The sequence below is a fragment of the Mesorhizobium sp. 01N446 genome, from assembly GCF_056399285.1.
The window spans coordinates 472,971-497,781 of record NZ_JBFTRA010000002.1 but is presented as its reverse complement, the minus strand read 5'-3'; the positions used below and the strand labels follow the sequence as shown (position 1 = coordinate 497,781).

27 protein-coding genes and 1 other RNA gene are annotated in these 24,811 nt (G+C 63.7%); 12 read left to right on the top strand and 16 right to left on the bottom strand.

Going from position 1 to position 24,811, the window contains the following annotated elements; all coding sequences use genetic code 11:
• Positions 1-2: 2 nt before the first annotated feature.
• The 3 genes from AC1DPX_RS10775 to AC1DPX_RS10765 form a co-directional block, all read right to left on the bottom strand.
• A complete protein-coding gene (locus AC1DPX_RS10775; RefSeq protein WP_477236454.1) occupies positions 3-449 on the bottom strand; it encodes a response regulator in 447 nt (148 codons plus the stop codon).
• A complete protein-coding gene (locus AC1DPX_RS10770; RefSeq protein ID WP_477236452.1) occupies positions 442-1,593 on the bottom strand; it encodes a histidine kinase dimerization/phosphoacceptor domain -containing protein in 1,152 nt (383 codons plus the stop codon). The genes AC1DPX_RS10775 and AC1DPX_RS10770 overlap by 8 nt, the downstream gene beginning before the upstream one ends.
• Before the next feature lie 144 nt (positions 1,594-1,737).
• On the bottom strand, positions 1,738-2,637 hold the full coding sequence (locus tag AC1DPX_RS10765; protein WP_477236450.1) for an EamA family transporter: 900 nt from the start codon (positions 2,635-2,637) through the stop codon (positions 1,738-1,740).
• Positions 2,638-2,726: 89 nt separating this feature from the next.
• Between AC1DPX_RS10765 and AC1DPX_RS10760 the strand changes: the two genes are divergently transcribed.
• Positions 2,727-3,206, top strand: a complete 480-nt coding sequence (locus AC1DPX_RS10760; protein ID WP_477236448.1) for an Lrp/AsnC family transcriptional regulator — start codon at positions 2,727-2,729, stop codon at positions 3,204-3,206.
• A gap of 33 nt (positions 3,207-3,239) precedes the next feature.
• Here the strand turns inward: AC1DPX_RS10760 and AC1DPX_RS10755 are convergent, their stop codons facing one another.
• Both AC1DPX_RS10755 and AC1DPX_RS10750 read right to left on the bottom strand, forming a co-directional pair.
• Entirely contained in the window at positions 3,240-3,437 is a 198-nt protein-coding gene (locus tag AC1DPX_RS10755; RefSeq protein WP_013894716.1) for a hypothetical protein, read from the bottom strand.
• Positions 3,438-3,698: 261 nt separating this feature from the next.
• A complete protein-coding gene (locus AC1DPX_RS10750) occupies positions 3,699-4,178 on the bottom strand; it encodes a thioesterase family protein (protein ID WP_477236446.1) in 480 nt (159 codons plus the stop codon).
• Between the two features lie 102 nt (positions 4,179-4,280).
• On the opposite strand from AC1DPX_RS10750, the gene AC1DPX_RS10745 reads away from it, so the two are divergent.
• Positions 4,281-5,696, top strand: a complete 1,416-nt coding sequence (locus AC1DPX_RS10745; protein ID WP_477236444.1) for an FAD-binding oxidoreductase — start codon at positions 4,281-4,283, stop codon at positions 5,694-5,696.
• Positions 5,697-5,777: 81 nt separating this feature from the next.
• On the top strand, positions 5,778-6,320 hold the full coding sequence (locus tag AC1DPX_RS10740) for a hypothetical protein (RefSeq protein ID WP_477236442.1): 543 nt from the start codon (positions 5,778-5,780) through the stop codon (positions 6,318-6,320).
• A gap of 48 nt (positions 6,321-6,368) precedes the next feature.
• Here the strand turns inward: AC1DPX_RS10740 and AC1DPX_RS10735 are convergent, their stop codons facing one another.
• Positions 6,369-7,337, bottom strand: a complete 969-nt coding sequence (locus AC1DPX_RS10735) for a Dyp-type peroxidase (RefSeq protein WP_477236440.1) — start codon at positions 7,335-7,337, stop codon at positions 6,369-6,371.
• Positions 7,338-7,470: 133 nt separating this feature from the next.
• Here AC1DPX_RS10735 and AC1DPX_RS10730 point away from each other — a divergent pair, with 133 nt between their 5' ends.
• Positions 7,471-11,487, top strand: a complete 4,017-nt coding sequence (locus tag AC1DPX_RS10730) for an AsmA family protein (protein ID WP_477236438.1) — start codon at positions 7,471-7,473, stop codon at positions 11,485-11,487.
• A 58-nt stretch (positions 11,488-11,545) separates the two neighbouring features.
• Here the strand turns inward: AC1DPX_RS10730 and AC1DPX_RS10725 are convergent, their stop codons facing one another.
• From AC1DPX_RS10725 to AC1DPX_RS10715, 3 genes are all read right to left on the bottom strand, one after another.
• Positions 11,546-12,433 carry a sigma-70 family RNA polymerase sigma factor gene (locus tag AC1DPX_RS10725; RefSeq protein ID WP_477236436.1) on the bottom strand — a complete coding sequence of 296 codons (888 nt, stop codon included), beginning with the start codon at positions 12,431-12,433 and terminating at the stop codon, positions 11,546-11,548.
• Positions 12,434-12,466: 33 nt separating this feature from the next.
• Positions 12,467-12,772: a hypothetical protein gene (locus AC1DPX_RS10720; RefSeq protein WP_202359109.1), complete on the bottom strand. Its 306-nt coding sequence runs from the start codon at positions 12,770-12,772 to the stop codon at positions 12,467-12,469.
• A 127-nt stretch (positions 12,773-12,899) separates the two neighbouring features.
• Positions 12,900-13,337, bottom strand: a complete 438-nt coding sequence (locus tag AC1DPX_RS10715; RefSeq protein ID WP_244730839.1) for a MarR family winged helix-turn-helix transcriptional regulator — start codon at positions 13,335-13,337, stop codon at positions 12,900-12,902.
• A gap of 151 nt (positions 13,338-13,488) precedes the next feature.
• Here AC1DPX_RS10715 and AC1DPX_RS10710 point away from each other — a divergent pair, with 151 nt between their 5' ends.
• Entirely contained in the window at positions 13,489-15,285 is a 1,797-nt protein-coding gene (locus tag AC1DPX_RS10710) for a chloride channel protein (RefSeq protein WP_477236434.1), read from the top strand.
• 122 nt (positions 15,286-15,407) lie between these two features.
• Here the strand turns inward: AC1DPX_RS10710 and AC1DPX_RS10705 are convergent, their stop codons facing one another.
• The 4 genes from AC1DPX_RS10705 to AC1DPX_RS10690 all read right to left on the bottom strand — a co-directional run bounded on the left by AC1DPX_RS10705 (position 15,408) and on the right by AC1DPX_RS10690 (position 17,221).
• Positions 15,408-15,632, bottom strand: a complete 225-nt coding sequence (locus AC1DPX_RS10705; RefSeq protein ID WP_477236432.1) for a ribbon-helix-helix domain-containing protein — start codon at positions 15,630-15,632, stop codon at positions 15,408-15,410.
• Between the two features lie 10 nt (positions 15,633-15,642).
• Positions 15,643-15,837 carry a DUF4169 family protein gene (locus AC1DPX_RS10700; protein WP_202359112.1) on the bottom strand — a complete coding sequence of 65 codons (195 nt, stop codon included), beginning with the start codon at positions 15,835-15,837 and terminating at the stop codon, positions 15,643-15,645.
• Positions 15,838-15,848: 11 nt separating this feature from the next.
• Positions 15,849-16,385, bottom strand: coding sequence for an SspB family protein (locus AC1DPX_RS10695; RefSeq protein ID WP_477236430.1), 537 nt, complete (start codon positions 16,383-16,385; stop codon positions 15,849-15,851).
• 146 nt (positions 16,386-16,531) lie between these two features.
• The gene (locus tag AC1DPX_RS10690; protein ID WP_202359114.1) at positions 16,532-17,221 is read right to left on the bottom strand and encodes a TetR/AcrR family transcriptional regulator; all 690 of its coding nucleotides are present in this window, start codon (positions 17,219-17,221) and stop codon (positions 16,532-16,534) included.
• A 188-nt stretch (positions 17,222-17,409) separates the two neighbouring features.
• On the opposite strand from AC1DPX_RS10690, the gene AC1DPX_RS10685 reads away from it, so the two are divergent.
• Positions 17,410-18,615 carry a multidrug effflux MFS transporter gene (locus AC1DPX_RS10685; protein WP_010910191.1) on the top strand — a complete coding sequence of 402 codons (1,206 nt, stop codon included), beginning with the start codon at positions 17,410-17,412 and terminating at the stop codon, positions 18,613-18,615.
• Between the two features lie 46 nt (positions 18,616-18,661).
• Here the strand turns inward: AC1DPX_RS10685 and AC1DPX_RS10680 are convergent, their stop codons facing one another.
• Together AC1DPX_RS10680 and ssrA are read right to left on the bottom strand one after the other, a co-directional pair.
• On the bottom strand, positions 18,662-19,216 hold the full coding sequence (locus tag AC1DPX_RS10680) for an AAA family ATPase (RefSeq protein WP_477237481.1): 555 nt from the start codon (positions 19,214-19,216) through the stop codon (positions 18,662-18,664).
• A gap of 113 nt (positions 19,217-19,329) precedes the next feature.
• Positions 19,330-19,689, bottom strand: a transfer-messenger RNA (tmRNA) gene (gene ssrA, locus AC1DPX_RS10675).
• Positions 19,690-19,857: 168 nt separating this feature from the next.
• Here ssrA and AC1DPX_RS10670 point away from each other — a divergent pair.
• Both AC1DPX_RS10670 and AC1DPX_RS10665 read left to right on the top strand, forming a co-directional pair.
• Entirely contained in the window at positions 19,858-20,169 is a 312-nt protein-coding gene (locus tag AC1DPX_RS10670; RefSeq protein WP_064983857.1) for a DUF2853 family protein, read from the top strand.
• Positions 20,170-20,374: 205 nt separating this feature from the next.
• A complete protein-coding gene (locus AC1DPX_RS10665) occupies positions 20,375-21,169 on the top strand; it encodes a thymidylate synthase (protein ID WP_202359115.1) in 795 nt (264 codons plus the stop codon).
• Between the two features lie 61 nt (positions 21,170-21,230).
• On the opposite strand, the gene AC1DPX_RS10660 is transcribed toward AC1DPX_RS10665, so the two are convergent.
• Positions 21,231-21,440 (bottom strand): TOBE domain-containing protein, encoded by a 210-nt coding sequence (locus AC1DPX_RS10660; RefSeq protein WP_063172453.1) that lies wholly within the window; start codon positions 21,438-21,440, stop codon positions 21,231-21,233.
• Positions 21,441-21,649: 209 nt separating this feature from the next.
• Here AC1DPX_RS10660 and modA point away from each other — a divergent pair, with 209 nt between their 5' ends.
• The 4 genes from modA to AC1DPX_RS10640 all read left to right on the top strand — a co-directional run bounded on the left by modA (position 21,650) and on the right by AC1DPX_RS10640 (position 24,711).
• Positions 21,650-22,444 carry a molybdate ABC transporter substrate-binding protein gene (gene modA, locus AC1DPX_RS10655; protein ID WP_477236428.1) on the top strand — a complete coding sequence of 265 codons (795 nt, stop codon included), beginning with the start codon at positions 21,650-21,652 and terminating at the stop codon, positions 22,442-22,444.
• A 20-nt stretch (positions 22,445-22,464) separates the two neighbouring features.
• Positions 22,465-23,169 carry a molybdate ABC transporter permease subunit gene (gene modB / locus AC1DPX_RS10650; protein ID WP_477236426.1) on the top strand — a complete coding sequence of 235 codons (705 nt, stop codon included), beginning with the start codon at positions 22,465-22,467 and terminating at the stop codon, positions 23,167-23,169.
• Positions 23,166-24,278, top strand: coding sequence for a molybdenum ABC transporter ATP-binding protein (modC, locus tag AC1DPX_RS10645; RefSeq protein ID WP_477236424.1), 1,113 nt, complete (start codon positions 23,166-23,168; stop codon positions 24,276-24,278). The genes modB and modC overlap by 4 nt, the downstream gene beginning before the upstream one ends.
• 91 nt (positions 24,279-24,369) lie before the next feature.
• The gene (locus AC1DPX_RS10640) at positions 24,370-24,711 is read left to right on the top strand and encodes a winged helix-turn-helix domain-containing protein (protein ID WP_010910183.1); all 342 of its coding nucleotides are present in this window, start codon (positions 24,370-24,372) and stop codon (positions 24,709-24,711) included.
• Positions 24,712-24,811: the final 100 nt, after the last annotated feature.

The following is a 24,811-nucleotide window of genomic DNA, read 5'->3' as shown; positions in this document are numbered from 1 at the left end:
CGTCAGGCTGCTGGCGCCCAGACCGCCGCGAAGGCCGGCGAGAGGGTGAAGCCTGCTGGACGTGTCGAAACCGGCGGCGGGCGGCGCACGCCCTCCTGCAGATACCGCAACGCCGACGTCAGCCCGTTCATCGTGTAAGGCTTGGCGATGACGCCGATCGCACCGGCGAAATGGTCGGGAATGCGCTTCGGATTGGCGGTCATGAACACCACCATCGAACGGTTCTTCTCGCCGATATAATGGGCCACGTCGACGCCGGTCGGACCGTCGGTGAGGTGGATGTCGACAAAAGCGATGTCGGCATCCGTGGACTCAACCATGCTTTTTGCTTCCGCCGAAGACGTCGCCCAGCCGACGACGCTGTGGCCGGCTTCCTCGACAAGGCTTTCCAGTTCCATCGCCAACAGCGCTTCGTCCTCGACGATCAGGACCTTGAGCGGTTCAATCATGAGAGTGTCCTTTTTGCTGCGGTTCGTTTGGCATCGAGATCACGACCGTGGTGCCGGGGCCGGCGTCACGCCATTCGATATCGGCGTGCAATTGGCGAGCGAGCGATTTGATCAGCCGCATGCCGAACGAGGCGTCGCCATTGGCTTCGGCCATGCCGACGCCATCATCGGACACCTCGATATTGAAGTGGCCGTCGGGCTGGCTCATCTTGATGCCGATGCGGCCCGCCGTGGTTCCGTCCGGCGCCTCCTTGAAAGCGTGCTTCAAGGCATTCGTGACGAGTTCATTGACCATCAGCGCGACAGGCGTCGCCTTCTCGGCTGAAATCACAATGGGTTCGAGTTCGAGTTTCGACTTGATCCCGGATCGCCCGGACGCGGTCAGCAGATCCGTCACCAGGTCCTTGGCGAAATCCGAGACGTCGAACCGGCTGACATCCTTCGACTGATAGAGCCGGCGATGCACGGTGCTGAGCGCCTCGATGCGCTCCAGCATGGTGGTCAACGAATGCCTGGTCGCCTCATCCTTTATGGTCCGGCGCTGCATGATGATGAGTGACGAGATCATCTGCAGATTGTTTTTCACCCGGTGATCGACCTCATGCAGCAAGGTGGTCTGCGCCTCGAGCGCTGCTTCCAGTTCGGCGGTGCGCTCCTTCACCGCTTTCTCGAAGCGGTCCTTGTCGGCGCTGATGCGATGCTCCGAGCGCTTGCGGTCCGACACGTCGAGTTGCGAGGCGAAAAAGAACTGCAATTCGCCTTTGTCGTTGGAGACAGGGCTGATGTAGAGCGCGTTCCAGAAGGTCGAACCGTCCTTGCGGTAGTTCAGTATGTCGACGCTGACATCGGCTTTGTCCTCGATTGCAGCGCGTATCTGGTCAACCGCGGCCTTGTCGGTTTTCGGCCCCTGCAGAAAGCGGCAGTTCTTGCCCAGCACCTCGTGGCGCTCATAACCGGTCAGCCGCAGGAAGGCGTCATTGGCAAAGACGATCGGGTTGTCGGGCCGCCGGGGATCGGTGATGATCATCGACATGCGGGTGGCGCGGATGGCCGCCGCGAACGGGTCGCCCTTGCCGTGCTCGACATGAAGGTCGTCCGTCATGTGCCAAGCGTCGGCAGGCTCCCTGGTCCGTTTCCAGTCCATTGTGTCACTCCAAGCCGTTTTCGTGGAGTCAACGGCTCAAGTGAGGAATTGGTTCAATCCTGGACGTCTTGTCGCAGCCAGGCGAGAACCGGGAACCGACTCGGCATTCGTGCAAGCAATTGATGATAAAGGCGTTCCTGGCATCTAGTCTGTCGAAGCCGGCTTGTGGAAAGCGACGCCGGCGACCACCAGCGCGATCCCCAGGCAATCGTAGAAGCTTGGAATCTGGCGCAGCACGATGACGCCGATCAGCGTTGCCGTGACCGGCAGCAGCGACAGCATCAGCGCGAAACTGGAGCGCGGCAGCCGCGACATGGCGAGCTGGTCGCAAATGTAGGGAATGACCGAGGAGCAGATGCCGACGCCGATGGCGGCGATGAGCAGCGGCGGCGAGAAAAAAGCCGGTAGCGCATCGGCAAAGCCGACCGGCAGCACCAGAATGAAGGCGACCGCCATGGCGGCGCCCAGGCCCGCAATGCCGTCGCTGGCGCCGGTGCGGGCGACACGGTGGCCGAGTACGATGTAGCCGACGAAGAGCGCACCGTTGAGGAAGGCCCAGAACAGGCCGACGGGATCGCTGGACCATTTGACGTCGATCAACAGCAAGGTGCCGGTGACGGCCACGGCAAGGGCAGCCAGGTTGCGAACGCTCCTCAAGCCGATCACCGCGACCCCGATGGTGCCGACGAATTCGATCGCCGCGACCAGCGAGATCGGCGAGCGGGCGAGTGCCAGGTAGAACGAGCAGTTCATCACCGCCAGGCAGGCGCCGAAGGCCAGCAACAGCAGCCGTGTCGAGCGATCGGCTAGGGCAAAGCTTCGCCACGGGCGCGTCAGCGGCGCGAAGATCATCGCGGCGGTGGCGATGCGCAGCCACGCCATGCCGAGCACGCCGACATGCGGGAAAAGCAGCACGGCGAAGGCCGGGCCGAGATAATGGAAGATGGCACTGACACCGAACCAGACATGCGGCGGCAGTTTTGTCGCCAGGCCGTCGAGGGCCAGGGCAGGGCGGGCAGCTTGTGCTTGCGTTGAATCCTTCATAGTATCAGCATCGCAGGCGATTTCTTCGCTTTATATGGGCGATAATCAGCTTCTCCGGCAGTTTTTCTCCCGGAAGCAAGGAGTTTTCAGTGAAACGCCTTCGAACTGAAAATATCGACCTCGACGCGGCCGACATGAAGATCCTGCGGCTGCTGGAAAAGGATGCGCGCGCCAGCACGGCGGAACTGGCGCGTTCGGTCGGCCTGTCGGCGCCAAGCGTAGCCGAGCGCATCAAGCGGCTGCAGGAGAACGGCGTGATCGAAGCCTATTCAGTCAGGATCAACCCCGCCGCGCTCGGCCTGAAGCTGTCGGCATGGCTGCGCATCCGGCCGGTGCCGGGGCAATTGTCCGTGGTTGCCGAGATCATCCGTGAAACGCCGGAGATCGCGCAATGCGACCGCGTGACCGGCGAGGATTGCTTCATCGCGCTCGCGCATGTCGCTTCGGTGGCCGAACTCGAGCGGGTCATCGACCGCATCATCCCCTATGCGATGACCAACACGGCCATCATCCAGTCATCACCAGTGGTGGCGCGCTCACCCCTGGCGGCGATGAAGCGCTCGCCGTAAACGGCGCGGTTTGATTAATGCCCGATGAGGACGCTACGCATGCCCGCGCTTCAGGCGGGCGCGTTTCAAGATGCTGCGCCAGCGGATCATGTCGAACGGGATCGGCTCGTTGTTGTTGGCGATGTGGAAGATCTCGTTGTCGACGTTCTTGAGCGAACGCCAGAAATCGTAGTCCGTGATGCGCGGATCAGCGGCCAGCCTGTCCACCTCGACCTTGATGTCGGTTTTCATGCACGTCCCTCGAACCGGCTTCGCCCCGCCGCTCGTATCGCAACTCGATGCGGACCTTTTTCGACCGCTCCGCTGAGTCGTTCAACGGCTCAATTGGCTTGTTCCCGTTAAATCCTCGGTAAGGTTAACGCCGGTCCAAACCGGCTTCAAGCACCGCTGCTGGTGGATATCGGGGGCTCTGCGATTTTGAGTTCAGGGTGTGGCTTTGAAGTCAGACCCAATGCCTGGCCGCAAGGAAGCTGGATGGATATCGGCTGCGTCCTATTTGCGCTTGATGCCGATCGAGCGGCCAGCACGCTCCGGCATCGGCAGGACCGCATGGGCGGCGCGCATGGCTTCGACCTTGGCCATCACATCGGCGGGGAAGGGCGCGACCTTCGGCCCCGACATGTCGACATGCAGCGACAGCGTCTCGGAGGTGGCGGCGAGCCAGCCGTCGATATGGCGGATTTCCTGGTAGGCGCGCAGCCGCTTCTCGTCATGGTCGATGAGCTGGAAGGACACCTGGACCTTGTGGTCCAGGTGCAGTTCCTGGACGTAGCAGACATGGACTTCGGCGGTGTAGATGGTGAGACGGCGCCCCTTCACATAGTCCAGCCCCATGCCCATCGCCTCGAAGGCCGCATCCGAGCAGCGGTCGAACAGTACGTTGTAATAGGCCATGTTGAGATGGCCGTTGTAATCGATCCAGTCCTTCTCGATGTCCATTGGCTTGGAGACGAAGGGGGCGGGGATGGACATTGAAACTTCCTTGTTCTGGTGCTGGACAAATTGCGGCTGCGAAGACTACGCATCCATAGTCTCATAACAAGCGTGGGCGCTGGTCCATTCGCGGAGGAATTCATGGCTCTGAGCGACCTCAATCCGGTCGAACGCAACGAGGAAGGCATCGCGGCGGTGCTCGGCATCCTCAAGCAACGGCTCGGCGAACGTTTTCAGACCGGCCAGGCTATCCGCGCTCAGCACGCCCACACCACCACCTATATCCCGACCCAGGCGCCCGATGGCGTCGCTTTCCCCGAGACGACAGCCGAGGTGCAGGAGATCGTGCGGGCCTGCGCCGCGCATCGCGTGCCGGTGATCGCCTTCGGCGTCGGCTCTTCGCTCGAAGGCCACACCAACGCGCCCGGCGGCGGCATCTCGGTCGACACTTCGCGCATGAACCGCATTTTGGCCGTCAATCCGCAGGATCTCGACTGCACGGTCGAACCGGGCGTGACGCGCGAGGATTTGAACCGGCATCTGCGCGACACCGGCCTGTTCTTTCCGATCGATCCGGGCGCCAATGCCTCGCTCGGCGGCATGGCCGCGACGCGGGCCTCCGGCACCAATGCGGTGCGCTACGGCACGATGCGCGAGAACGTGCTGTCGCTGACGGCGGTCATGGCCGATGGCGAGACGGTGACTACCGGCAAGCGGGCGAAGAAGAGCTCTGCCGGCTACGATCTGACCCGGCTGCTGGTCGGCTCGGAAGGCACGCTCGGCATCATCACCTCGCTGACGTTGAAGCTGCAAGGCATTCCGCAGGCGATCTCGGGCGGCGTCTGTCCGTTCCCGACCGTCGAGGCGGCCTGCAACGCCGTCATCGCGACGATCCAGATGGGCATTCCGGTGGCGCGCATCGAACTGGTCAATGCGCTGCAGATGCGGGCGATGAAGAACTATTCCAAGCTCGATTACCCGGAAAGCCCGTGCCTGTTCGTCGAGTTCCACGGCAGCGATGCCGGCGTTGCCGAACAGGCCGAAACCTTCGGCATGATCGCCGACGAAAATGGCGGCGGGCCGTTCCTGTGGACCAGCATCGCCGAAGAACGCACCAAACTGTGGAAGGCCAGGCACGATGCCTACTGGTCGTCGCTGACGCTGCGGCCGGGCGCCAAGGGCCTGTCGACCGATGTCTGCGTGCCGATCTCGCGCTTTGCCGAATGCGTCACCGAGACCGAGGCCGACATCGCCGAAATGGGCCTGATCGCGCCGATCGTCGGCCATGCCGGCGACGGCAATTTCCACGTGCTGGTGCTTATGGACGTCAATGATCCCAAGGAGATCGCGCTGTCGGAAAAATTCGTCGCGCGGCTCAACATGCGGGCGATCGCCATGGACGGCACCTGCACCGGCGAGCACGGCATCGGCCAGGGCAAGATCGGTTTCATGCGCAGCGAACTCGGCCACGGCGTCGACATCATGCGCACCATCAAGCAGGCGCTCGACCCGCAAAACATCATGAATCCGGGCAAGATATTGCCGGCTGTGGGGTAGGGTCTCCCGAAAAAGCTCGTCTTGACCGCGCCACCATTCGGGTCGAGGCTCCTTTCCGCGGCAGGCCTGACGAGACGGGCGTTGCCAGCGGAGGAGGATGTCACGGCCATTTCACGCAAGGAAGAAACCCGCGCGCTGAGCGCCGATGAAAAGGACCTGGTGGAGAAATCGCACCATCCGGCGGTGCAGGAGCTTTCCGACGCCGACCTTTCCGGCCTGGTCAAGCTGCTGCGCGAGCGGCGCGACAAGGCGCAGGCCGAAGCACATCGTCGCCGCCGCGAAATACGCGGCAAGGGCGCGCCCAAGGGCGCTGCGCCCTCGAAGGCCGATGGCGGTTCGCAGGCCAAGCTGGCGGTGCTGGCCATGGCGATGCGGCGGCTGAATGGCGAGGCGGAACGGCGGCGTCAGCTGGCGGCTCGTGTTTCGCTGGTCGGGAATGCACGCAAGGCGTTGGCGATGAAGCAAAGTGCGCCGGCGGATGGTCCCGCGCACAATTCGCGGACGGCTCACAAGGGCATGCGGTCCGTGACCAACGAGCGGGCGCCGAAGTTGGTCCGGCCGGCGGAACTCGGCCGGCAGCGCAAGGCGGGCAAGGTGGCGCAAGCCAAGCGTGACGCACGCTGATCCCAGCAACAAGGGCTATCGGCAGCCGCTCTACCGTGCCGCGGGAAGCTACTTCTGCACGCCCTCGACAAGCGCTTGCAGCATCGGGCGGGTCGGCGCGAAGAAAGTTGTGCCGGTCTGCGGCGTCGAGACATCGAGCAGCCGGTCGTAGGCGCCCGGCGGGTCGCCGACATACATGCGCTGCAGCATCTTCTCGGTGACCCAGAGATACCTCGAGTAGCCGATGAAATAGGTACCGAACTCATTCTGCCCGGGCCTGCCGAACGGCATGTTGTCGCGCAAAATGTCGTATTCGTTGCCGTCAGCGTCCTCGATCGTGGCCAGCGATTTGTGCGATTTGCGCGGCGCGTCGTCATCGTCGATCTCGATGTTGTCGATCTTGGTGCGGCCGATGATCGCCTCCTGCTCTGATGTCGGAATGCGCGCCCAGGCCTGCATGTCGTGCAGGTATTTCTGGACGACGACATAGGAGCCGCCGGCATAGTCGCCATCCTCATCGCCGATCAGCGCCGAGGCGGGCAGGTCGAGGCCGGTCGGATTGGCGGTGCCGTCGACGAAGCCGAGCAGGTCGCGGGCGTCGAAATAGCGAAAGCCCGTGACTTCGTCGACGACGGTCACATCAGGACCAAGCCGGTCGAGCAAGATGCGCTCGAACTCGAAGCACATGTCCGGCCGCTCGGCCCGGATGTGGAATAGAAGGTCGCCCGGCGTCGATGGCGCCGAATGGACCGCCCCCTTGATCGGCGCGAACGGCTTCAGCTCCAGCGGCCGCCGCCCGGGGCTTAGACGATCCCACAGATCGCGGCCGATGCCGGCAATGCACGACAGGCGGCCGCCGAGATCGCGGAAGCCGACCGTCTTGACCAGATCGTCAAGTTCGCCGAGCACGGAACAGACCTTGGCCAGGGCCGGTTGTTCGCCGGCAACGGTGACGACCAGGAAAATCGCCGACTGCGAAAGCGGCGCATCGACGCTCTGCGCGTCGATCGGCACGCGGTCCCAGTTCTTGCCTGACATTCGAAAAATCTCCGCTTTTGCCGGATTTGTTTCAGATAGCCCGGGATGACGCAATACTGGATGAATTGCCTCTTTATCGACACGCGGATGCGGGTAGAGTGCGGCAGAATTTCAATCAACCTGTTGGGGGCTGATGCTCGCACGCCTGTTCGTGATCTTCGGTGGCCTGTTCGTGCTGGTGCTGTGCGCGGCGCTGGTCGTGCCCTATTTCATCGACTGGACCGGCTACCGCGCTGAGTTCGAGCGTGAGGCAAGCGCCATTCTCGGCCGCAAGGTGACCGTGCAGGGCGATGCCACGGCCCGGTTGCTTCCATTCCCCTCTGTGACCTTCTCCAACGTTGCCGTCGCCGGCGGTCCGAAGGGCCAGCCGGCCATGACCGTCGAGACGTTTTCGATGGATGCGGAACTGGCGCCCTTCCTGCGTGGCGAAGTGCTGATTTTCGACATGCGGCTGGAGCACCCGAAGGCGACCATCGACATTGCCAATGACGGCACTGTCGACTGGGCGATGCGCCCGTCCTCGCCTTTCGACCTCAACCAGATCTCGATCGAGAAACTGACGGTGACGGAAGGCCAGATCGAACTGCGCCACGCCGCCGGCGGACGCAGCCATATCTTTTCCGAGATCAATTCGACCATTTCGGCCAAGTCGCTGGCCGGTCCGTGGCGCATGGATGGCACGTTGCGGCTGGACGGGTTGCGCACCACGATCGCGGCGTCGACCGGCAAGGCCGAAGGCAATGGCCAGATGCGGCTGCGGCTGAAGGCCGACCCCGACGCCTATCCGCTGGTGATCGAAACCGACGGCAATGCCGGCATCGTCAAGGGTGCCGCCGTCTACTCCGGCCAGTTCAAGATTTCCGGCGCCGATAAGAATTCGGCCCAATTGCGCGGCACCGATGGCGAGACCGTGAAGGTCAGCACCGGCAAGCCCGATCCGGGCTTTCGCCTGAACGGCAAGTTCTCGCTCGACCACCAGAAGCTTGGCGTCGACGAATTCCGCTTCGAGACCGGGCCGCTGGACAATCCCTACACCGCCGACGGCAAGGCCTCGGTCGATCTCGGCCAGAAGCCGAACTTCGCCATCGAGGCCAATGGCGCGCAGGTGCAGTTCGACGAGGCCGTGGGCGCGGAATCCGGCGCAGGCCTGACGCTCGACCAGCGCATCGCCGGTCTGGAGCAGGCGCTGCTCGATCTGCCGAAGCCGACCATTCCCGGCACCGTCGAGGTCAAGCTGCCGGCGGTGGTGGCCGGCGACACGACGGTGCGTGATGTCCATCTTTCGGCCGAGCCCGTCGAGAGCGGCTGGTCGATCAAATCGCTTGCCGCGACCTTGCCCGGCCGCACCACGCTGGAAGCCGATGGCATGCTTGCCCTCAATGTGCAGGGCCATTTCGGCTTCACCGGCTCGCTGCTGCTGGCCGTGGCGCAGCCGTCCGGTTTTGCCGCCTGGCTGTCGAAAGATGTCGACGAAGCGATCCGCCGTCTGCCGGCGGCCGGCTTCAAGGCCAAGGTCGATCTGACGGAAAAGCACCAGGCCTTCAGCGATCTCGAGCTGATCCTGGGCAAGGCGAAATTCTCGGGCCGCATCGATTCCAGCCAGCCTGACGAAGCCAGGCCATCAGTGCTGATGCGGCTCGAAGGCGGCGAACTTGACGTCGACGGGCTGGCGGCCTTCGCCTCGATCTTCGTCAGCGACAAGGGCGCCAACCGCTTTGCCGACAGCGATCTCGATTTCCAGATCAAGGCCGGGCCGGTCAGCGCCGGCGGGTTGACCGCCGACACGGTCGACACCGCGCTCAGGCTGCGCGACGGCTTGCTTGAAGTCGACCGGCTCTCCGTCGGCGGATTGGCCGGCGCCTCGATCAGCGCCACGGGGCGGATCAAGGATTTCCCGGCGAGCCCGACCGGCAAGCTCGACGCATCGGTTGTCGCTGTCGATCTGAAGCCGCTGATCGACGTCGCCGCGCAGCATTATCCCGACAATGCGGTGCTGAAAGGGTTGGCGAGCCGTGCGGCCGCCTATCCCGACCTATTCCAAGATGCACGCGTAGACCTTGTGGCAAGTGCCGCTGACAATGGCGATGGCACGACGGGCCTGGCGGTGAGCGGACAGGGCAAGGCCGGCGGCTCGGCTTTTTCGGCTTCGCTGTCGGGGAAGGGGGCGCCGGACAAGCTTCTCGATGCGCCGGTGACACTGACCTTCAACGCCAAGAACCCCGACGCGACCGCGCTGCTGGCGCTTTACGGCCTGCCGGCGCTGCCGCTCGGCATGCTGGGCGAGGCAACCACCGATATCCAGGCCAAAGGCACGTTGGGCGGCGGGCTGGCGACGACTTTCAGTCTCGCCGGCAATGACTTCAAGGCCAGCTTCGAGGGAACCGTCGCGGACACGCCGCAAGGACCTGCCGCCAAGGGCAAGATCAATCTTGATGCGGCCGACATCGAACCGTGGTTGATGACATCGGGCATCGGCCTGCCGGGCATGGGGGCGGGCATGTCGGCATCGCTCTCGGCACAGGGCGACTATGGCAACGGCCTGCTGGTGCTGGACAATGTCAGCGGCGCGATCAACGAGGCCGCGGTGTCCGGCGACATCAACATCGACGCCAAGGACGGCGTACCGCATCTGGCCGGCGCGCTGGCGCTTGACGAGCTCGACCTCGATCCGATGGCGGTGGCGCTGTTCGGCGATTCCGCCTTCCTTGCTGACAAGGGTGGGGCCGACAAGAGCGGCACCAACAAGGGCGCAAACGACAAGAGCGCAAACGACAGAGGCGGCGCCTGGCCGGCAGCACCCTTCAGCCAGAAGTCCAGCCTGCCGTTTACCGCCAATCTCGACCTGACGACGGCCGCCCTTGCCGCCGGGCCGTTCGCCACCGCCTATGATGCCGCCTTTTCGCTGAAGCTCGACCAGGAAGGCATCCGCGTTTCGGACCTGAAGGCGAAACTTCTCGGCGGGGCACTGACCGGCCTGTTCGAGCTGAAGAACAATGAAGGCACCGGGCTTTTCACCGGCCAGATGAAGCTGGCCGGCGCGGATCTGGCAAACGTGCTGCCGGATAGCGGCATTGGCGGCGTCGGCGATTTCTCGACGACTCTTTCGACCAGCGGCAAGTCCGTCGATGCGATGATCGCCGCGCTGTCGGGTTCCGGCACGGCGACGCTCAAGGGGTTGCAGGTCGCGGGCGTTAATCCGGACGCATTCAGCGCTTTGCTGGCCAAGGCGGATGCGATCGGACGCGACATCGACGCGGCCAAGACTGCTGGCTTCGCACCCGGGATCGCTGCCGATGGCAATTTCCCAGCCGGGGACGCCGATGTTGCTTTCACGATTGCCGGCGGCACGCTGCGGGCGCCGCCGATCAGCCTTGAAAACCCTGCGGCGACCTTGTCCGCCGACATCACGGCCGATCTCAACACCAGCACGGTTTCCGCCAAGGGCGCCATCACCTATCGGCCCGCCGACGAGGCGCTGGTCGGCTCCGAGCCGGTCGTCAATTTCACGGCCGAAGGGCCGTTCGGCGCCGTCAAGCGGCAGTTCGACAGCGAGCCCTTGGCGCAGTTCCTGACCCAGCGCGCGCTGGAGAAGGAACAGCAGCGCGTCGAGGCGATGCAGGCGGCGTTGCTGGAGAAACAGCGGCTGCGGCGCGAGGTGCGCTATTACGCGGCGCTGCAGGACGCACGCGACAAGGCCGCTGAGGAACTGCGCCAGCAGGAAGAGGCGGCGCGGCTGAAAGCCGAGGCCGACGCCAGGGCGAAAGCCGAGGCCGAGGCCCAGGCGCAGGCCGAAGCGGAGGCCAAGGCGAAGGCCGACGAGGAAGCGAAAGCCAAGGCTGATGCCGACGCCAAGGCGAAAGCCGATGCCGATGCGAAGGCCAAAGCCGAAGCCGACGCCAAGGCCGCGGCCGAGCAGCAAGCCGCCGACGAGGCGGCCAAGGCGCAGGCCGAGCAGGAGCGCCAGAAGGCCGAGGAAGCGATGCGCATCGCCTCACAGGAAAAGGCCAGGCTCGAGGCCGAGCGCAAGGCCGCTGAACAGGCGCCCAAGGTCGAGCCTGCGCCTTTGCCGGAGGCCAGCGGCAACCCGCCGCCAGCCAAGCCGAAGTCCAATCCGTTCACGATCGATAATTTGTTGAAGTCGTTGCAGTAGCCGCACGGCAGTAGGGCAGTAGGGCAGTAGGGCGAGGCTTTCCCCGTTCCGGAATTGTTCAGAGAACGAGCATCTCAGCACTGTCGGCGACGTACCGAGCGTGGCGGAAATCTTGGATGGCGGCGAGCTTGCCGTCCTGCCAGGCAAGCAGGATGAAATAGGCGGGCCGGGCCGTCGGGTCGTTGGGATCGCGGACGAGGATTGCCGGCCTGCCTTCGACGAGGCCGGGCACGAGATGCCAATCGCGCACCCTGGAATAGTTGCCGAAATAGGTGCCGACTTCCTTGTGGCCGTTGAGCCGTGTCCTGGCCACCAGTTCCAGCCGCACCTCTTCGGCCAGCATGTCGCGCACCGCGTCGAAATCACGGGCATTGAAGCGATCGATGTAGGCGTTGAGCAGCTGGCGTTCCGCAGCACCCAGTCTCGGGACAGGGCGGTCGTCGGGCTCGTGCGCAATCTGGCGCAGCCGGTCGCGGCCGCGATGCAGCGCAGCCTTGATCGCGGGGATGCTGGTGTCGAGCGTGGCGCTGATCTCCTGCAGGGAGTAGCCCAGAACGTCCATCATGATGACGCTGCTTCGCTGCGTCACGGGAAGGCGCATGAAGGTATGCAGCCCCGCAGCCGCGGCCTGACGATCGACGGTGGGGTTGGCCGGGTCGACGATCATGTCCAAGTCCTCGTCGGAATAGGCGTTTTCGCGGGATCGTCGGCGCAGGAAGTCGAGCGCCGTATTGTGGGCGATGCGAAACAACCAGCCTTCCGGATTGGCGATCGGGCCGGCGCCGGGCAAGGCCTCGACCGCCTTGGCCAGCGCCTCCTGCAACACGTCCTCGCCGTCGAAGACCGAGCCCGTCATCCGGGCGCAGTAGCGATGCAGCTTGGGGCGCGATTCTCCAAACAGGCGCTCAAAGGGCCCGTGCTGCCCGCCAGGAATGGGAATGTTCATTCGTCTCCCGTTCTGCGCCGTCGCTTCCCTCGGTCACGCATCCAGCATCCGGTAGCTGCCCACCACGGTCATCTCGTCGCGTTGCGGAGGTTCGCTGCAGCGATCCCTGATGCCGTTTTGAAAGGCCACGAATGCGGCCAGCCGCGTGATGATATCAGAATGCGCGTCGGTTTCCGTCTCGACCAGATGGACAAACGTGCCGTCGCCGGACCGCAAGGTCATGTAGCGAACGCCATCCGGTGCTTTGTCGCGCAGCTCCTTGAACACGGCCTTGACCAGCCGCTCGTTCTCATCGGCCCGTTCGGGTTTGGTCTTGTAGCGTATCAGATGGCGTTTCATCGCTGGCCTTCCTCTCGATTGCCTTGCGCGCGTTTGAGGCTTTCATCCCCCTAGACGTTGCGGGGAGGCCAAAGGATTCGGGCGTCGAAAGAATAAAAGGTGCCATCCGGCGCAAGACGCCAGAGCGTCACTCGCGGCCCTGATCGAGCAGGCGCCTCAGCATAGGCTCGATGCGTGAAAGCTCGTCGAGATGCGCCGCCGACAGTTCGGCCAGGCAATCGTCGGCCCGTTCGGTCAGCCGCAGCAGCACGCGGCGATGGTCGTCCTTGTCCTGGTCTCGCACGACCAGTCCGGCTTCGCCCAGGCGGTTCACCAGCTCGACGGCGCTGTGATGGCGGATGCGCAGGCGCTCCGCCAGGTCGCCGACCGTCACCGGTCCGCCGCCCGGATAGCCCTTGATCGCCAGCAGCGCCTGGTGCTGGCGCGGCGTCAGGCCGGCGTCCTCGGCCTGCACCTGGCTGAATTCGAGGAAGCGGCGGATCAGGTAGCGGAACTCGGACAGCCGCTCGTAGTCGGCCTGTTCGATGGCGGGGCGGGATTTCCTGGGCTGCGTCATTCCAGACATTTGTTCCATTCCGGCCAAAGGCTCAAACGGTTTTGCTGCAAAACCGGCTTGAATTTATATCGTGTTACGATAGATAGCGAGCCGACAAGTCTGGCCGGCGTCTTCGCCGTGCCGGCATATCCGAGATCCGGCCACCGCCAGAAAGCCAGCCATGAAGCCCTCCGAAAACAGCCATCTCAGGGATTTCACCACCGACGCGCGCGTGCTGACCATCGCCACCATTGCCGTGGTGGTCGCCACGGCGGGGCTGTTCGCCGGCATTGCGCTGTTGAAACTGATCCGGCTTGCCACCAACATCGCCTATTTCGGCCAGTTTTCGCTCGCCGAGCTGAAATTGCAGGATACGCCGCTTGGGCTTGCCGCGGTGGTGGTGCCGGTGATCGGCGCGCTGATCATCGGCCTGATGGCGCGCTACGGCAGCGAGAAGATCCGTGGCCACGGCATTCCCGAAGCGATCGAGGCGATCCTGCTCGGACGTTCGAAACTCGGCGCCAAGGTGGCGATCCTGAAGCCGTTGTCGTCAGCGATCTCCATCGGCTCCGGCGGCCCATTCGGCGCCGAGGGGCCGATCATCATGACCGGCGGCGCCATCGGCTCGCTGATCGCGCAGATGCTGCCGGTCAGCGACAATGAGCGCAAGACTTTGCTGGTGGCAGGGGCAGCGGCCGGCATGACCACCGTGTTCGGCACGCCGATCGCGGCCATCATGCTGGCGGTGGAACTGCTGCTGTTCGAATGGACGCCGCGCTCCTTCATCCCCGTGGCGGTCGCGGCCATCGTGGCGGAGGTCGAGCGCACCGTGCTGCATCTGCCCGGGCCGATCTTTCCGTTCCAGGGCGGCATGGCGGTTTCGTTCACCGGGCTTGGCGGCTGGGTTCTGGTCGGCATTTGCGCCGGCCTGCTATCGGGGCTGCTCACGCAGATGGTCTATGCCTGCGAGGACGCCTTCCAGAAACTGCCCATCCACTGGATGTGGTGGCCGATGATCGGCGGCCTGGTGGTCGGCATCGGCGGACTGATCGAGCCACGGGCGCTCGGCGTCGGCTATGACAACATCGCCGACATGCTGGATGGCCGCACGGTCGCGGCCGCCGCCCTGCTGCTGCTGGTGGTCAAGGCCATCATCTGGTCGGTGGCGCTCGGTTCGGGAACATCAGGAGGTGTGCTGGCGCCGCTGCTGATCATGGGGGGCGCAATGGGGGCGGTGCTCGCCGGCATCCTGCCAGCGGCGGATCCAGGCTTCTGGGCGCTGCTGGCCATGGCCGCGACCATGGGCGGCACGATGCGGGCGCCGCTGACGGCCACTTTCTTCGCCGTCGAGTTGACCGGCAACACGCATGTGCTGGTGCCGCTGATCGCGGCTTGTGCCGCGGCGCATGCCGTCACAGTGCTCCTGATGAAGCGGTCGATCCTGACCGAGAAGATCGCCAGGCGAGGGCACCACCTCGTTCGCGAATACCGCGTCGATCCCTTCGCGCTGACCAGGGTGCGCGAGGTGATGACGTCGCAGGTCGAGAGCGTGCCGGCGACGATGACGCTGCATGGCGCCGCCGCCTTCCTGACCGCGCCGGAAACCCGGCATCCGAGCTTCCCGGTTGTCGACGAGAACAGGCGGGTGCTTGGCCTCATCGATCCGCCGGCGATCCTGCGCTGGCGCCGCGCCGGCAAGCACCGGACGACGACGCTCGGCGACCTGCTTGCCGGAAGCAAGGTGACGCTCGCTTTTCCGGACGAATATCTGGAAGGCCTTTCGGACAAGCTGCTGATGGCCAACGTCTCGCATCTGCCGGTCGTCACCCGCGAAAGCCTGCAACTGGTCGGCTATGTCGGCTGGAAGGATTTGATGGGCGTGCGGTCGAGGAAACAGGCCGAGGAGCGCGACCGCTCTACCTTGCTTGGCTTCGGCACCAGGCGCGGGAAAAAGACGGACGCTGTCGAGGGCGTCTAGAGCGTTTCGCCGTTTCATGGAAACGGCGAACCGCTTTAACTCTTTGTTTTGACGCAATTCCCAAGGGCAAAGCGCTATGCGCTTTGCCCGGGGAAATCGCTCACACTTTTCCTGGAATTGCTCTAGGCGTTCGCCCCGCGCTTCGCCCATTCCAGCACATGCAGCCGCAGCGCCGAGGACAAGTTGGTGTCGCGGGGGCGCGTCTCGTCGACTTCGGCCACGAGCGCGGCGAGCGTCAGCTTTCTCGCCGTGGCGATGGCGACGAGATCGTCATAAAAGGGCTTTTCCAGGGAATAGCTGGTGCGATGGCCGTGAATGGTCACGGAGCGCTTTTCGACGACGCTCACGGCCCGAGACTCACGGCTCGTCCTTGCCGGACCGCTCGAGGCGATGGCCGGCGACGAATTTCTCGGCCTTGTCGGCATTCAGCCGGTCGCGTTGCTTCTCCGCCTTGGAGCGGCCATGCAAGGCCCGGTTCTGTTCGGCGACGCGCGTCTTCTCGTCCCGCGCCTTCTGCTTTCGGGCCTGGCGGAGGTTGACGATATCGGCCATGGCCCGGGAGCCTATTTCTTGCGGAAGGCGTCGAGCGAAACCACTTCGGCGCCTTTGGCGCCGGCGTCAGCCGCTGCGGGCTTTTTCTCCGGCTCGGCGGCGGCCTTCTTCTCGGCCTTCGGCTTCTTCTCGGAAACGATGGTCAGCGGCTCGGACGCCGGCTGGGCCGGTTCCTCTTCGGGCTGCGCCTCGGTCTTGACGTCGAACTCAAGCTCGAAATTGACCGAGGGATCATAGAAGCCACGCACGGCCGAGAACGGGATTTCGAGCTTTTCCGGCACATCGGAGAAGGACAGGCCAACCTCGAAGCCGGTGTCGGTCACTTTCAGGTCCCAATACTGGAACTGGATGACGATGGTCATCTGCTCGGGATAGCGCTCGCGCAGGCGCGACGACACGCGCACGCCGGGCGCGCCGGTGAGGAAGGTGATGAAGAAATGATGGTTGCCGGGGAGGCCGGTGCGTGCGACCTCGGCCAGGACCTTGCGCATGACGCCGCGCAACGCCTCCTGGGCCAGAATGTCGTAGCGGATGTGGTCGTCGGCCATGTGGTGGTCGGGTTCCGTTGAATCGTCCGCATAGCTGTAATCAAGCTTGAGCGCGGCGTAAACCTGATATAGCCCACCGTCGCGTCGAAGCGAGAACTATTGCCAACGATTTGATCGGCAGCGCGGCTTGCCGGCAACCGTAAATGTTATGCGTTAGCCAGCGCAGTGTGCTTTTTGACGCTGCCCGGGGCAGGGCGCTTGCCGAAAGCGCGCAGGAAAGTGCGCACGCCATTCGTCGCCGATTGCAGCACTTCGTCCTCGCGCGGCGAGCCGCCGAGCATGAAAGTGATCTGCAGTTCGGCATTGACCAGGCCGAGGAACTGGCGCGCCGCGACGTCGGGGTCGTCGATTGTGAGGTAGCCGCCATAGGCGAGGCGGGCGAGGCGGGCGGCGATTGCCGGCCATGTCCTGCCCGGGCCCTGTTCGCGCCATTCGGCGAACAGTTCGGGATAGCGCTCGCCTTCGGTCTGGATCAGCTTGCGCAGGAATTTTCCGTCGCGGTTGCAGATGCAGTTCTGGTTCAGGCGCACCGCAAAGCCGATCAAATCCGCTTCGAGATCGCCGGGCTGATCGGGAAAGGTGGCTATGGTGGCGAAGATGCCGACATTGCAGCGATCGGTGAGGTCGCGCACCACCGCCATGAACAGCTTTTCCTTGTCGCCATGGTGGTTGTAGACGGTCTGGCGCGAGACTCCAGCCTCGGCGGCAATCAGGTCGATATTGGCGCCGGCAAAGCCTTCGCGACAGAACACACCGGCAGCGGCGTCGACGATCGACAGGCGCTTGGCCTCATGGCCACGTGGCGGGAAAGTGTCAGGAGAAACGCTCGCTCTCATGAAAATCTATATAGAGGTGATTGACGATTTAGACAAGACTGTCTAAATTTGTGGACATACGATAAAGAGATTTCGCGCCGGGGAAGAACAGAATTCGTTCCTGTGGAGTCGGAATCTCGCGGGATGGAACGTCCTAGGGTTTGACGTCGCCTGGCGGCGGCAACCAGAATTCGAAAGAAGCCAATATCATGAGTCCCAAATTCCTCCGCATTGCGGTCGTGCTCGGCCTATTGTCCGCCATCGGCCCCTTCGCGATCGACATGTATCTTCCCGCTTTGCCCTCGATCGGCGCGGATCTGCATGCCGGCACCGCCGCCGTGCAGATGAGCCTGCTGATCTTCTTCCTGTCCATGGGTTTCGGCCAGATCGTCGTCGGGCCGATTTCCGACATGGTCGGCCGCAAGCTGCCGCTCTATGGCGGCCTTGGACTGTTCATGGTCGGCGGCATCGGTTCGGCAATGGCGCCGACCATCGAGTGGCTGATCGCCTTCCGTTTCCTGCAAGGCCTTGGCGCCAGCGCCGGCATGGCCGTGCCGCGCGCCATCGTGCGCGACCTGCACACCGGCAATGAAGCGGCCAAGCTGATGTCCTTGCTGATGCTGGTTTTCTCGGTGTCGCCGATCCTGGCGCCGCTGACCGGCAGCCAGATCATCGAGAATTTCGGATGGCGTGCCGTGTTCTGGACGGTGACGGGCGCGGCGGCCCTTGCAACGATCCTGCTCGCGACCTCGCTCAAGGAGACGCGGCCGGCGGAAGAACGCGTCGGTTCCTCGTTCGGAACCGCGCTTGCCGGCTACCGCTTCCTGATGGGCGACCGCAATTTCCTCGGCCTGGTGGCGATCGCCGGCTTCGGCATTGCGAGCTTCTTCGTCTATCTGTCGAGCTCGTCCTTCATCCTGATCGACCATTACGGGCTGTCGCCTTCGGTCTACAGCGTGTTCTTCTCGATCAATGCGGTGGCCTTCATCGGCATGTCGCAGCTGACGGGCCTGCTGGCCGAGCGTTTTGGGCTGCGGCGCGTGGTGCGTGTCGCGGTGACCGGCTATGCCTCGACGATGGTGGTGCTGCTCGCGATCATGGCGACGGGCGTCGACCGGCTCGACGTGATGGCAGCCCTGCTGTTCGTCGGCTACGGCTTCCTTGGCCTGGTCATTCCGACCACCTCGGTGCTGGCCATGGAAGAGCATGGCGAGATCGCCGGCACGGCCTCGGCGCTGATGGGCACGCTGCACTTCGCCATCGGCGCGCTCGCCATGGGCGTCGCCGGCGTGTTTTTCGACGGCACGCCGCTCCCGATGGTCGCCGGCATCACGCTGTGCGCGGTGATTTCGTTCACGCTGGCCAAGGTCACGCTTGGCCGTTCGCGCGAAGCGGTCGAAGCGCCGGCGGAATAGGCGCTGTCTGCAATCCCATGAAAAGGCCGGGTTTTCCCGGCCTTTTTCATTTGAGCCCCGCCTCGGCCAATACAAAACCCACTCGTGCCTCGACCGGCGCCAGGGGCAGCGGAACCAGTTCGTAGCCCAACTCCGCATAGACGCCGGCCAGTGCGTGATAAGTGCGCTCGGCCTCGTCTGGTGTCTGCTTGCGTTCTTCATCCTGCGTAAAAATGTCAGGCCAGGGCGGAGCGATGAACACACGCGGATTGTAGCGGAAGCGCATGGCGGCGGTTCTGATGTGTGCTGCCACGGGCAAGCCGCTCAGCAGCTTGAGATAGCCAAGCGTGTCCGGCACGCCGCGATCGAAGAAGACCGGTCCTGTCTGCTCGATAGCGGTCTGATATGAGCCCATCTCCCAGGACAGCATGAGTTCGGCGAACAGTGCGCGGTCGCTCCAGGGCAGGGCGGTTCCGCCAATGGCGGACTGGTCGCGGATGATGCCGCGTCCGGCTTCCACGGAAGTCGCAAAGCCCGCCTGTTGCAGCGCAGTGATCAAAGTGGTCTTGCCGGAGCCCGGACCGCCGGACAGCACGAAGAATCGATCGGAATCGTTTTGCATTTTTCTGCCCATGAAGAAGGAGACATGCGATGCGGCGGCTTCGCGGCTCACGGCCATGCGAAGTCTCGACGGCGAGAAGCGGCCGTTGCGCATGATTTGGATTGAGGGGGAGAAGTGGAGGTTTCTGTTGCCAGGTACCTCCGAACCCCGCCTAGAAGTGCGAACCCCTAGGGCTTGATTTGAAGCTATCGCACTGCATTAAGCAGCGAGACGTGCTTCCGCATAGTTGTCGTTGGCAACTATAAGTTTAGCCCGATGACGGTGGTACAATGCCGGGCAAAAGTACGATCTTTACACCTTCGTCGATCCTATTTCGCCCCCAGCAAAAACCGCTCGTCGTCAACAGCAGCTTTTGGTGGAGGCGCCGGGTACCGCCCCCGGGTCCGAACGGCTTATTTCATCGCCCATTTATCGCCATAGTCGGTCAAGCCGACAAATCGAATATAGGGGGCGTTGCGTGGAAATGAAAGGCCGCAATGGCGCTTTGTCCCTGTGTCAAATTGCGACGGCAAGGGTTGACTTGGGCGCGGTCTCAACGGAAGCTTTGCGGGCGGTGAGGAGTTAGCGACCTAGCGCACAGATTGCGAAGCGCGCCACAGCCCTCATCGATCGGATCCGTGGCGCCGACGAGGGGAATTTTGATGGCCGACTATCTTGCGGATGTGAAGAAATACGACGCGGGCGCCAGCGCCGACGCGGTCGAAAAGATCGTCAAGCATCTGGGCATTGCGCTGAGGAACCGCGACTCCTCGCTGGTGTCCTGCACCGATCCGAAGGAGCTCGAGCGCGTCAAGGAGAGCTGGGTGGCCAAGAAGCTCGGCGTCAGCGACGGGGCCAAGGCCGACGCCTCGATCGAGAAGACCTGCAAGGCGATGCACGCCGACAACACCAAGAGCCGCGTGACCTTTTATTATCTGGTGGCCAAGGATCTGGGCAAACTCGGTTCGCTCTGACGATCGCGTCAATTTGCGAAGGCTGGCGCCGGCGTTGCGGCCAGCCACTTTCTCCCCGTCACTATACGGGGAGAAATGCCCGGCAGGGCAATGAGGGGCGGCGCAGACGCCTAGACAGAGTGGTGCGCAAGTAGCGCCGTTTTGCTGTGTTCGGCCGCCGGTATGGCCGCTATAATATCCAGACACCCGAATCGAGCTGGAACCAATGCGCCAATATCTCGACCTCTTGCAGCATGTGCTGGACAATGGCGCCGACCGCGGCGACCGCACCGGCACCGGTACGCGCTCCGTCTTCGGCTACCAGATGCGTTTCGACCTGGCGCGCGGCTTTCCCGTCACCACCACCAAAAAGCTGCATCTGAAGTCGATCATCCATGAACTCTTGTGGTTCCTGGCCGGCGACACCAACATCAAATATCTGACCGACCACGGCGTCACGATCTGGGACGAATGGGCCGACGAGAATGGCGACCTTGGCCCCGTCTACGGCAAGCAGTGGCGCTCCTGGCCGGACGGCCATGGCGGCTCGATCGACCAGATCGCCAATCTTCTGAAGGAGATACGCCGCAATCCTCAGTCGAGGCGGCTGATCGTTTCGGCCTGGAACCCGGCCGAGGTGGAAGCCATGGCGCTGCCGCCCTGCCATTGTCTGTTTCAGTTCTATGTGTCCGAGGGCCGGCTTTCCTGCCAGCTCTACCAGCGGTCGGCCGACATTTTCCTTGGTGTGCCGTTCAACATCGCATCCTACGCGCTGCTGACGCTGATGGTGGCGCAGGTGACCGGGCTGAAGCCGGGCGATTTCGTCCACACGCTGGGGGACGCGCATCTCTACTCGAACCATTTCGAACAGGCGCGCGAACAGTTGCGGCGCACGCCGAGGGCTCTGCCGACGATGTGGATCAATCCGGAGGTGAAGGACCTGTTCGCCTTCCGCTTCGAGGATTTCCAGCTGGAGAGTTATGTCGCCGATGCCTCGATCAAGGCGCCGATCGCCGTTTAAGGCATGTGGATATTCAGGTGATGCGGCCTGACCTGAATCTGAACACCTCGCGCTTGGCCCGTCAGTCGATACCGACCATCACGTCCGAGGCCTTGACCACGGCATAGGCCTGCTTGCCCTTTTCGAGCTTCAGGTCAGCGACCGCTTCGTTGGTGATCGAGGCGGTGACGATGGCGCCGCCGCCAATGTCGATCCTGACATGCGAAGTGGTGGCTCCCTTGACGATTTCGGTGATCGTTCCCTTGAGCACGTTGCGGGCGCTGATCTTCATTGGGCTCTCCTTTGCTTTTATGCATGTCGTTCTCCCAAGCCGAGGTCACTTTTGGGCGGCATACATTAGGGTTTCCCGGTCGTCTTAGCAGAACAATCGACGAGACATAGGCGTTTCGCAAGCCGCCAGGCCTTCCCTTGTTATATTCATACGGATATATCGATCGGCAGGCTTCGCGCCGACGGATTTCAAACCAGGGAGAGTTTTCCATGACGCGCAAGGGTTTCGGGCTGAAGGCAATCGCCATTGGCGGTTTCGCCGCGACGTTGATGGCGGTAGCGCCGGCCGCGCATGCGCAAGACAAGGTCGTGGTGTTCGCGGCGGCCAGCCTCAAGGACGCGCTCGATGCTGTGAACAAAGCCTGCGAGGCCGATGTCGGCGAGGCCGCGACCATCTCCTATGCGGCAAGCTCGGCACTCGCCAAGCAGATCGAGGGCGGTGCACCGGCCGACGTCTTCATCTCGGCCGATCTCGACTGGATGAAATATCTTTCCGACAAGAAGCTGACCAAGCCCGATACCGAGGTGAAGCTGCTCGGCAACGAGATCGTGCTGGTGGCGCCGAGGGATTCGACGGTTGCAACCAAGATCGAGAAGGGTTTCGACCTCGCCAAGCTGATCGGCGACGGCAAGCTCGCCATGGGCGACTTCAAGGCGGTGCCGGCAGGCAAGTACGGCAAGGCGGCGCTGGAATCGCTGGGCGTCTGGTCGTCGGTCGAGGGCAAGGTGGCGCAGGCCGAGAATGTGCGCGCGGCGCTCAAGCTGGTTTCGACAGGCGAGGCCGCTCTCGGCATTGTCTATGCCACCGACGCGCATGCCGAGAAAGGCGTCAAGGTCGTCGGCACCTTCCCGGAGGATTCGCATCCGCCGATCATCTATCCGGTTGCCCGGACCGCCGATTCGAAGGACAAGGATACGCCGGCGTTCCTCAAATGCCTGCAGTCCGCCAAGGCCGGTGCGCTCTTCAAGGAACAGGGTTTTACCGTGCTCACGCCGAGCAACTGAACAGGGCCTGATAGCGCAATATGAACTGGCTGCTGGACCTCACTCCCGACGAATGGAATGCGGTCCGGCTGTCCATCAAGGTGGCGAGCGTGGCGATGCTCGCCAGCCTGCCGCCTGGCATTCTGATCGCATTGCTGCTTGCCCGCGGACAGTTCTGGGGCAAGACGCTGCTCAATGGCTTGGTTCACCTGCCGCTGATCCTGCCGCCTGTTGTGACCGGCTATCTCCTGTTGTTGGCCTTCGGCAAGCGCGGCCCGGCCGGTGCCTTCCTGGCCGAGCATTTCGGCATCGTCTTCTCGTTCCGCTGGACCGGTGCGGCGCTGGCCTGCGGCGTCATGGGCTTTCCCCTGATGGTGCGGGCGATCCGGCTGTCGATCGAGGCGGTGGACCGCAAGATGGAGGCGGCGGCAGGCACGCTTGGCGCCAATCCTTTGTGGGTGTTCGCCACCATCACGCTGCCGCTGATCCTGCCCGGGCTCATCGCCGGCGCCATACTGGCCTTCGCAAAGGCCATGGGCGAATTCGGCGCGACCATCACCTTCGTCTCCAACATTCCGGGCGAGACGCAGACGCTGCCGTCGGCGATCTACACTTTTACGCAGGTGCCGGGCGGCGATGAGGGCGCGCTGCGGCTCACATTGATCTCGATCGTCATTTCGATGGCGGCACTGGTGGCCTCGGAAGTGCTGGCGCGGCGGGTCGGGCGGCGGATGGACATCGAATGAGCGTTCTCGTCGACATCAGCCATCGGCTTGGCGACTTCGCCATCGAGGCGCGCTTCGAGAGCGCCGGGCGGCTGACGGCGCTGTTCGGGCCGTCCGGTTCGGGCAAGACCACGTTGATCAACATGGTCGCCGGCCTGATCCGGCCCGACAGGGCGCGCATCGAGGTCGACGGCCGGGTGCTGGTCGACACTGCCAAGGGCATTTTCGTGCCGAAGCACAAGCGCCGCATCGGCATGGTGTTCCAGGACGCGCGGCTGTTCCCGCATATGAGCGTGGCCGGCAATCTGCGCTACGGCCGCTGGTTCACGCCCGCACAGGAGCGTTATGCGGACATGGATACCGTCGTCGAATTGCTCGGCATCGGACCTCTGCTCGCTCGGCGCCCGGCAAAACTATCGGGCGGCGAGAAGCAGCGCGTGGCGATCGGCCGGGCGCTGCTGGCCAGTCCGAAACTGCTGCTCATGGACGAGCCGCTCGCGTCGCTCGACGAGGCACGCAAGGCAGAAATCCTGCCCTATATCGAACGGCTGCGCGACGAGACGAAAATCCCGATCGTCTATGTCAGCCATTCGGTTGCCGAGGTGGCGCGGCTGGCGAGCGACGTGGTGATGCTGGCGCAAGGCAAGGTGGTTGCCAGCGGTGCGACCGAGGCTGTCATGCAGAGGCTTGACCTGTTGCCGGTGGAAGAGCGCGGCGAGGGCGGCGCGGTGCTGGACACGAAAGTGCTGCGCCACGACGAGGTGTTCGGCATGACCGTGCTCGGCTCGGCCGCCGGCGAGATCCGCGTGCCGCGCCTGGCGATGAGGACAGGCGCTTCCGTGCGCATCCGCATCCGTGCCCGCGATGTGATGATCGCCACGGAGAAGCCGACCGGGCTCAGCGCGCTCAACATCCTGCCCGGCACGATCGTCGCGATCAGCCCGGGCGAGGGGCCGGCGGTCGAGGTCGGCATCGACTGTCATGGCGTAGCCGTGCTCGCCCGCATCACCGAACAGTCGCGGCAGGCGCTGAAACTGCGGCTTGGCGGCAAGGTTTTTGCCGTGATCAAGACAGTCAGTTTCGACCGGGCCAACACCGGCGCCGGCCTGCCGCTCGAGGCCGATAGCTGACAGGGGTGGCGATCGGCGCTATATTGTTTTGGAATAACGGTATCGCCGAAGTGGCTTCGGCAAGAGTCCTGGTGACCGCGGAGGAACAAAGATGCCATCGCTGAGCTTGCGGATAAATCTCGACCCCGACGGTCGGATCGGTCCGGGCAAGATCGAGCTTCTGGAGCAGATCGCCACCTTCGGTTCGATCTCGGCCGCCGCGCGCGGCATGGAGATGTCCTACAAGCATGCCTGGGACCTGGTCGAGGACATGAACCGGGTGTTCGGCAAGCCGCTGGTCGCCGCGCAGACCGGAGGCCGCAAGGGCGGCGGCGCGCAGCTGACGGCCATTGGGCTCGCGGTGGTCAGCCGCTTTCGCGCCATCGAGCGCGCGGCCACCGCGGCGGCGGCGACACACATGGATGCGCTGCAGGCGGAGATCGATGCGGGCTAGGGGGCAGCAGTAGGGCAGTAGGGCAGTAGGGCAGTAGGGCAGTAGGGCAGTAGGGCAGTAGGGCAGTAGGGCAGTCAGTCGTGGCTGTCTTCAAGCACAG